This window comes from Streptococcus sp. 1032 (genome assembly GCF_013277015.1).
Taxonomy (GTDB): domain Bacteria; phylum Bacillota; class Bacilli; order Lactobacillales; family Streptococcaceae; genus Streptococcus.
In genome coordinates this window covers 70,337-77,514 of record NZ_VMMD01000004.1, presented here as the reverse complement: position 1 = coordinate 77,514, position 7,178 = coordinate 70,337, and the positions used below count along the sequence as shown (strand labels likewise).

Annotated in this window: 6 protein-coding genes and 2 pseudogenes; 2 read left to right on the top strand and 6 right to left on the bottom strand. The window is 33.2% G+C overall.

Annotation, left to right across the window (positions count from 1 at the left end; all coding sequences use genetic code 11):
* Positions 1 to 270: 270 nt before the first annotated feature.
* From HT711_RS01220 to HT711_RS01200, 5 genes and pseudogenes are all read right to left on the bottom strand, one after another.
* Entirely contained in the window at positions 271 to 1,524 is a 1,254-nt protein-coding gene (locus tag HT711_RS01220; RefSeq protein WP_173214592.1) for a hypothetical protein, read from the bottom strand.
* 711 nt (positions 1,525 to 2,235) lie between these two features.
* Positions 2,236 to 2,573, bottom strand: a pseudogene (locus tag HT711_RS01215) (type II toxin-antitoxin system RelE/ParE family toxin).
* Positions 2,563 to 2,850, bottom strand: coding sequence for a type II toxin-antitoxin system RelB/DinJ family antitoxin (locus HT711_RS01210; protein ID WP_173214595.1), 288 nt, complete (start codon positions 2,848 to 2,850; stop codon positions 2,563 to 2,565). The pseudogene HT711_RS01215 and the gene HT711_RS01210 overlap by 11 nt, the downstream one beginning before the upstream one ends.
* A gap of 232 nt (positions 2,851 to 3,082) precedes the next feature.
* Entirely contained in the window at positions 3,083 to 4,000 is a 918-nt protein-coding gene (locus tag HT711_RS01205; RefSeq protein ID WP_173214597.1) for a hypothetical protein, read from the bottom strand.
* Positions 3,988 to 4,521, bottom strand: coding sequence for a type II toxin-antitoxin system antitoxin SocA domain-containing protein (locus HT711_RS01200; RefSeq protein ID WP_173214599.1), 534 nt, complete (start codon positions 4,519 to 4,521; stop codon positions 3,988 to 3,990). The genes HT711_RS01205 and HT711_RS01200 overlap by 13 nt, the downstream gene beginning before the upstream one ends.
* A gap of 40 nt (positions 4,522 to 4,561) precedes the next feature.
* On the opposite strand from HT711_RS01200, the pseudogene HT711_RS01195 reads away from it, so the two are divergent.
* Positions 4,562 to 4,852: pseudogene (locus tag HT711_RS01195) on the top strand (tyrosine-type recombinase/integrase); the annotation flags it as partial.
* Positions 4,853 to 4,947: 95 nt separating this feature from the next.
* Here the strand turns inward: HT711_RS01195 and rpsD are convergent.
* Positions 4,948 to 5,559 carry a 30S ribosomal protein S4 gene (rpsD, locus tag HT711_RS01190; RefSeq protein ID WP_000092756.1) on the bottom strand — a complete coding sequence of 204 codons (612 nt, stop codon included), beginning with the start codon at positions 5,557 to 5,559 and terminating at the stop codon, positions 4,948 to 4,950.
* A 336-nt stretch (positions 5,560 to 5,895) separates the two neighbouring features.
* Here rpsD and HT711_RS01185 point away from each other — a divergent pair, with 336 nt between their 5' ends.
* Complete coding sequence (locus HT711_RS01185) at positions 5,896 to 7,062, top strand: IS30 family transposase (protein WP_173249696.1); 1,167 nt, start codon at positions 5,896 to 5,898, stop codon at positions 7,060 to 7,062.
* The last annotated feature ends 116 nt before the right edge of the window (positions 7,063 to 7,178 follow it).

Below are 7,178 nucleotides of genomic sequence, written 5' to 3'. Positions count from 1 at the left end.
TATCGCGTTCGGAGTTTTTGGGGTATAACCTTCGACGCGCACCCGCATAGCGGGTGGTTTTTTTGTCTCGCACCTAACGGAGCGAGACGGACTGAAAGTCACATAACAAAAAAGCATTCCGTAAATTTTTACGAAATGCTAATTAACATATTTTAGTTTTAAGAACTACCTTATTATTGTTCTATGAGTGCTCATAAAGTTTTTGTCACTTTCTATATTTACTTAAAAAATAAATAAGTAAGTAACAAATATATTTTTTCAAGCTAGATACTAACTTCCAGCATTTTTAGAATCATCAAAGCGATATTCTTGTTTTCTATCATCAATTTCAATCGTCAATAATTTATCCTTAAGTTCTCCTACTTTTGTATTCGAATTATCTCTTATTGTCATGCTGATTGCATCATAACTATATTTATTATTTCCAATTCTTAACTGATTCTTTTCTAAATAAATTATTTCATTTTCATCGTTGCTTGATAACTCTTTTTTGTTTTTTATGATTTTATATTCTCCTCTCCCATGAGTTTCCATTTTAGAATTTAAAATACTATTAAAAAATAGTGTAACTATTAGCAATGCTAGAAATACCAACCAAACATTATGATCAGGCCTCTTCAATTTCCTCAGGCGTTCATTTTTCCTCATAATATAAAAATCATTTAATGTACTTGAATGGTCTAAAATAAAGTAGTCTTTATCGATTTTTAAAATATGATTGGAGATAATTTTAAAATTTTGAGTATGGCCTGATTTATCCATTAATACATTATCAGACAATCTATAATACTCTGTTTTTGTGGGCATGTTTTTTATAAACGTATTTTTGTATCTATAATAGTATATTTCTTTATCAACACTGAACTTCTTTTTATTTCTAATTTTAAAATATTTTCCATCTCGATTTAAGAATCCATCTTCATTAATCACAGGTAATAAAAATCTGCAAATCATATTAATTAAACTTTCTTTATATTCAAAAAGAATAATAAAGGAAAAGAAAACAATTAATAGTTTTACTAATGCACTGTAAACCGTAAAATAAGAAAGGTAAGTTGTGTTTCCTACTTCAATATTACTTGAAGTTGAAATATTAACAAAATATAAAAATACATTACTGTTTGTAATTTTTTCCGATAACAACAAAGAAAAATATAATAGAGGAACGAACAATAACACATTGAACTTCATTTTGAAGAAGCTCTCCTTTAGTTCAGTATCAGACTCTCCCATTTGAGGACGTATTTTTTTAGGAAGTAAGTATTGAATATCTTCATTCAAAATTTGAAGAAGAACAGAGACCAGTATAAGAGATATAAAAGTCCAATTGAAGAATGAAGATTCAATTCCTACTATTGAAAATAAAAATATGGGTATAGCAATCACTAAAAGCAATAAGTAAGGGGAAATGTTTGATAAATAACTAAAAATTCTAGTAAATAGTAATATTGTTATCACTATGAAAATGAAATTTTCAATAAAAATACCGTAGGGAGTATTATATAGCCACTCTTCACCCATCATTATTAGAATAGATGTTCGTAATATAAAAAACAAAAAAAGTATCTAATTATACAGAAAATAATTTTAAATATACCTCTAAGTGAGATAGTATTTGATATTTTAGTTATTTGACTGTTTAAGTCTCCTAGGTCCGTATTTACATTTTCTTTCTCTAGGAACCAAACACATACCATTAAACTTAGATAGCAAATAAGCGCAATAATAAAATATATTTTCTTTTCCATATCTGAAAATATGAAGTAGATTAGAAAAAATAAATTTACTATATCTAAAATCGTTGAGATTACGTAATTATACTTCATTGGTTTTCGTATAAAAAAAACTATTTATCATATTTAAAATTTCCTTTATTTATATCAAATTCCATAATTCATTCTCTACTAAGATCTATAAAACTAAATATTTTAAGATTTTGTTAAACTATAAATTCCTTAATCTGTCTGCCCCCTCATCTTTAGTTATTTCATAGTTATAAAACGGCAATCCAATAATCCGATATCGTTCATCATCGACTAATGTTTTTGATTCTGATTGAAGAGAGGTAAACTGGAAAAATAATATTACTTTTGGCATCTTTTAACGGAGATTTATATTTTATGTCGAGCAATTGTTCATACGAATTGCTTCCGATAATTTCCAAATTGTGTTTATTCTATCCCTGTTATTAGTCAATGACTTATAATTTAAACGCTCACTACTAATATGTAGGAGCTATTTTTTCTTGAACAAGCGGATGTAGTCCTGTTTACTATGAATAATATCTGATATAAAGACAGCTTTTTTATCCTCTAAAATATGATAGAAGGCTAGGTAATCGCCTAAAATGATGCATCTGGTTTTGTGGGGTGGGTATATAATACCTCCTACTCTTTCATCAGCATCGAATCCTGCTTCTGGGAAGACTTCAAGACGCTCCGAATATTCTTAACTGTGTTTGCTCCTGCCTGTTCTGAAAAGTAGTTAGCTGAGATATAATCTTTAATACCTCTTAGCTGTTCTTGTACCGTTTCGGAGATAATAAGGCCATATGCGTTCTCGTTAAATTCCAAGATTAGCCCTCACTTCATCAAGGCTGCAAGTTCTTCCATGTTCTAAATCTTCAAAGCTACGGCCAATTTCAGCACGCAACTTTGATAGAAGTTCTTCTCTTTCTTTGTCTACTTGGATTTCAAATGGCAAGGCTTTATTTTCTACAATATGCTCTAAAAACAAGTTAAAACTGACTGTCATATCAAGATTTTGCGCTGTGATAATAGCTTTAGCCTTCTCTAACAAGTCTCTGTTAGTTTTAAAGTTTACCTGTGTGTTTTTTTCTAAAACATCCATAGTAGTACCTCCTTTTAGACCATTATATCACTTTAAACTATGCAGGTCTAGTTACGTATAGCTACCTATAACTGTATATTAAAAAGCTATTTTAAAAACAAAAAAAGCACTAAAGGGAAGCGCCCAAAAGTGCTTAATATCAGGAACTTAAAAATGATGAGTTCAGCAGGCAAAAAACTAGCACAGCCAAGCGGTGCTTTTTCTATTACAATTATAGTTTTCAGGAGCCAATCTAGGAATATTTAAATGAAATGTAAGTAATTATCACTAATAAAATAATCAATGAAAAATAAAATGAATGACGTAAATAAAAATGCTTCCACTTGTGCGAACAACCCTCTTTGCATTTACTGCTCATGCAGTTTCCAATTTCCTTATTGGTGATTCTAGCAATCCATAATAACAATGAATACATCAATGTTATTACACCAATTAACATCAGACATGAAATTATTATCATCTTAGAAAGATTCATATTTAATAAATCATCTCCGATATCAAAAACAGCTCTTGCTACTTCAATGCCTCCAAACATTACAAAAACAAATGCTGAAAAAATCCCTAAAATTGCTATGAAATCCGTGTAGATAGATGATTTTGTTTGTTCAATATCGTCAGATTGTTCCTGTACAGTTTTAAGAAGTTTATTAGAGTTGGCTGATTGCCCCTGTATATATTTAATAAAATATTTAGCTTGACTTAGTTGGCTTTTAGCTTCTGTAAGAGTATTATTAGAGGCGTCTGATTTTTTCTTTACATCTTGAAGAATTAATCTAGCTTGGTTTAGTTGGCTATTGACATCTTTTAACCCCTGCTCCACTTCCTTAGCAACCCTTGATATATAAGATTTCTGAATTTGAGATAAGCTATAATTAGAACTTATTTTCTTAAGGTTCTTATCTAGTATTAATTTCTTAGCGTTATCATCTGCTTCTATAGTTGAAGATAAATAATCGATGTTCCTATTTAACGTTTCATTGAGCTCATTGCTATTTTCATTCTGGTATACAAATTCAGCAATATAATCGTATGGAATTACTAAATTTTCCTCAGTTAAATTATCTTGAAGCGATTTTACAATACCATCATCATGATTAGAGATATCACCAACTAAAAGAAGTTGGATAAAACTTGTACTTATCTGAGCCATTCTAACTCCTCTGGATGGTTGTTAAAATAATTCAATATCTCTTCATTTGTGTATTTTATCCCTTGAACACCATCACTAATTAACTTTTCGTACTTTTTCCATGGTTCCTGTTTATGAGTTTTCTCCACTATATCAAAAATATCTACATCAGAAAATCTATCAATAACTTTCTTTAACAAATTAGCATCAAGTTCTGGAATATCTTGTGGTTGATACTTAAATATTTTTATGTTTCCTAATGAATTATTTTCTATATTCTCAAAATGAAAATATTCTTTAACAATATCCTGTTTTGTTATTTGAAAAGCTCCAAATCTTTTATATTCATGATATACACTTGGTACAACGGGACCATATTTCCATTTCTCCATTTGTTCCTCAAAAAGAGGATTTTTAGTGTCAACAATTTTAATTACATTGGCAAAATATAATATTTTTTGTAATATGAGGTTGTTAATTGAATAGCTCTTATCGTTAGAATATTCAATTATATAGTTCGCAATAAATAATGGTGGTTGCATTACTGAATCTCCTTTTACTCTTATTATATCACGTAGTTTAAGGACTACAAAACATTTTAGTATTTTTCTTTCTCAATACCCAAACAATAAAACACTAGCAACTCGTTTAAACACACGTTTCAAACATGCTGGTGTACCTAATATTGGATTCCATGGTTTTAGACACACACACGCTAGTCTCTTGCTAAACTCTGGTATACCATATAAAGAATTACAACACCGTCTAGGTCATTCTACACTAGCTATGACTATGGACACTTACAGTCATCTCTCCAAAGAAAAAGCAAAAACAGCCGTCTCATTTTATGAGAAAGCTGTGAGTTCGTTATAAGTGATGACAAAAATGATGACAAACCCAGAAATCAACATTTTAAGACAAAGCAAAAAGCCCACTGTTGTAGGCTTCTTACAATATAAAGTCTTATCTTAAAGCATTTTGTTGTAGAATTCAACGACAAGTGCTTCGTTGATTTCTGGGTTGATTTCGTCGCGTTCTGGCAAACGAGTCAATGAACCTTCCAATTTTTCAGCGTCGAATGATACGAATGCTGGGCGTCCAAGAGTAGCTTCTACTGCTTCAAGGATTGCTGGAACTTTCAATGATTTTTCACGAACTGAGATCACTTGACCTGGAGTTACGCGGTATGATGGGATATCAACGCGTTTTCCGTCAACAAGGATGTGACCGTGGTTTACGAATTGACGAGCTTGACGACGAGTAGTCGCAAGACCAAGACGGTAAACAACGTTATCCAAACGACGTTCCAAAAGAAGCATGAAGTTGAAACCTAGGATGCCGCCTTTGATTTTTGTAGCTTGTACGAACAAGTTACGGAATTGTTTTTCACCTACACCGTAAGTGAAACGAAGTTTTTGTTTTTCAGCCAATTGCAAACCGTATTCTGATAATTTAGAACGGTTGTTTGGTCCGTGTTGTCCTGGTACGTAGTTACGACGTGCCAATTCTTTACCTGTACCTGTAAGTGAAAGGCCAAGGCGACGAGCTTGTTTCCAAGATGGTCCTGTATAACGTGACATGTGAATGTCCTCCTGATATAAATAATATTTCGGTGGAAATAGTCACTTAGAAAGCCCTGATTCGTGCAGATGCCCTTCGCCTAAACAGCCAAGGTTACTTATCATAAGACACCTGTTGACGAGCTTCATGCTTTCCTGCTGATATTTCACACAAAATCCATTTTACCATGAATGGCTAGATTTGTAAAGGGGTCTTAAGCTTTATTTTCACTGCCAGAGAGGTTTGTAACTTCTCAAAGTAACTTCCACTTGCCTGACCAAAGTGGAAATTAGTCTAAAACGGATTTTTATGGTGGAATTAAGTGTGAGACGTTAGAGTTAGAAATGAGGCTCACTATGACAAAACATAAACACCTTACCCTTTCAGACCGTAATGATACCCAACTAGGCTTAGAGCGCGGTGAAACCTTCAAAACTATCGGACAATCCATTCTAAAAGACCCAACTACTGTCTCCAAAGAGGTAAAACGAAACAGACAAGTCCGAGAGTCTACTTGTGATAACCTCCCTTGCCCTCTGCTCGACAAAGCTCCCTTTGTCTGTAATGGATGCCCTAAAAGAAGACAAAATTGTGGATTTAAAAAAATCTTCTACCTCGCTAAACAAGCTCAAAAACAATACGAACAAACTCTTGTTGAAGCTCGTGAAGGAACTCCCCTCAATTCTAAGACCTTCTGGGACATGGACAAAGTCATTTCTGATGGTGTTAAAAAAGGACAACACATCTATCATATTCTGAAAACTCATAACCTTGATGTCAGCTCCTCAACTGTCTATCGACATATCCGAAAAGGATACCTATCTATCGCTCCTATTGATCTAGTCAGAGCCGTTAAATTCAAAGAAAGACGAAAAAGTAAGCTACCTTCCATCCCTAAAGAAGCTAAAAAAGGCCGCTCCTATGAGGATTTCCAAAACTATTTAGCACTGAATCAACTAGACTCTTGGCTGGAAATGGATACAGTTCTGGGGAGGATGGGAGGTAAAGTCCTACTCACCTTCAATCTATCTTTCTGTAACTTTATCTTCGCTAGGCTTCTGGATAATAAAACTGCCCTTGAGGTTACCAAACACCTCTATGACATCAAGAACACTCTTCACCAAGCTGCCAAAGATTTCTTCCAACTCTTTCCTGTCATCCTGACAGATAATGGTGGAGAGTTTGCCAGGGTTGATGATATCGAAATGGATGTGCGAGGAGAGAGTAAGCTATTCTTTTGTGACCCTAATCGCTCTGACCAGAAAGGGAGAATTGAGAAAAATCACACGCTGATTCGCGACATTCTACCCAAAGGAACTTCTTTTGACAACTTAACTCAAGAGGACATCAATCTCGTCTGTTCGCATGTCAACAGCGTCAAACGTGCTGCTTTAAATGGAAAGTCAGCTTATGAACTCTTTGCCTTTACTTATGGAGAAGAAATTCCTAAGCTTCTCGGCATTTCTAAAATACCTGCAGAAGACGTCTGTCAGTCTTCTAAATTACTCCAACATAAGTTCTAAAAACTAACCTAAAACCCTATTCAAACGTCTCACACTAACTTCCACCATAGCGGAACTTAATCTGAAACGCTTTCAGATAAGAGGATTTTGTGCGCTCTTTTTTTCGATTCATTTTG

Bases quoted from the DNA above. Each gene is read 5' to 3' on its own strand.
- HT711_RS01220 (WP_173214592.1), bottom strand. From the start codon at position 1,524: ATGATGGGTGAAGAGTGGCTATATAATACTCCCTACGGTATTTTTATT.
- HT711_RS01210 (WP_173214595.1), bottom strand. From the start codon at position 2,850: ATGGATGTTTTAGAAAAAAACACACAGGTAAACTTTAAAACTAACAGA.
- HT711_RS01205 (WP_173214597.1), bottom strand. From the start codon at position 4,000: ATGGCTCAGATAAGTACAAGTTTTATCCAACTTCTTTTAGTTGGTGAT.
- HT711_RS01200 (WP_173214599.1), bottom strand. From the start codon at position 4,521: ATGCAACCACCATTATTTATTGCGAACTATATAATTGAATATTCTAAC.
- rpsD (WP_000092756.1), bottom strand. From the start codon at position 5,559: ATGTCACGTTATACAGGACCATCTTGGAAACAAGCTCGTCGCCTTGGC.
- HT711_RS01185 (WP_173249696.1), top strand. From the start codon at position 5,896: ATGACAAAACATAAACACCTTACCCTTTCAGACCGTAATGATACCCAA.